Below are 671 nucleotides of genomic sequence, written 5' to 3'. Positions count from 1 at the left end.
AAGCCGAAAAAGCCGTGCATCACAAAAATCATCATGGCTAGCATGCCTAGTTCGGGCTTGCCAGCTTCGGTGGCGGCGCCTTGCATGATTAGGGCTGCCATTCCCCCACCGGTCATTGGACCTGCGGCAGTAAAGGCGGTGGCCTTATCAAATATCAGGGTGCCAATTAATAAAATGGCAGTAACGATGCCAGCAACAGCCGCCAGAGTAGTGACAACGACCTTCCACTCCCGTAGCATATCTTTGACATTAAACATGGTGCCAACGTGAATTAGAATAAACGAAATCATGATATCGGATAAGGTTTTGATCCCGGATATCTCTAAGATATCTTTCGGAAAAATCGTCCAAAATCCAACTAAAAAAATAACGGCTACCACTAACATTTGTGGCACACGACCTTTTGAAACGGTTGAGATCAGATCGCCAATTAGCATGATCAGTACCACGATCGCTAAGGCAGATCCCATATTGAGGGTTAACATGTGCATCCTCCTCCTAAGTTTGGTAGAGCATATACAACCATCAGCTGATAGTCTCGATTACGTCTTATATTAGGGCTAACTGAGGGGGACAATCTATAGCTTGTCCCCCTCAGTTAAAGAGCTCGTCAGCCCACTTCCGTTTCTCAAACATACTAACCTAGCGCTAATTCGGCTAATCTGGAAAAT

At 45.6% G+C, this 671-nt stretch carries 1 pseudogene; it reads right to left on the bottom strand.

Going from position 1 to position 671, the window contains the following annotated elements:
* Window positions 1-470, bottom strand: a pseudogene (locus tag AC5KOD_RS02420) (hypothetical protein); the annotation flags it as partial.
* Between the last annotated feature and the right edge of the window lie 201 nt (window positions 471-671).

The organism is Vagococcus sp. WN80Y (assembly GCF_059621045.1).
Note: the sequence above shows the minus strand (reverse complement) of the source record. Positions and strands in the feature narration are given on the sequence as shown.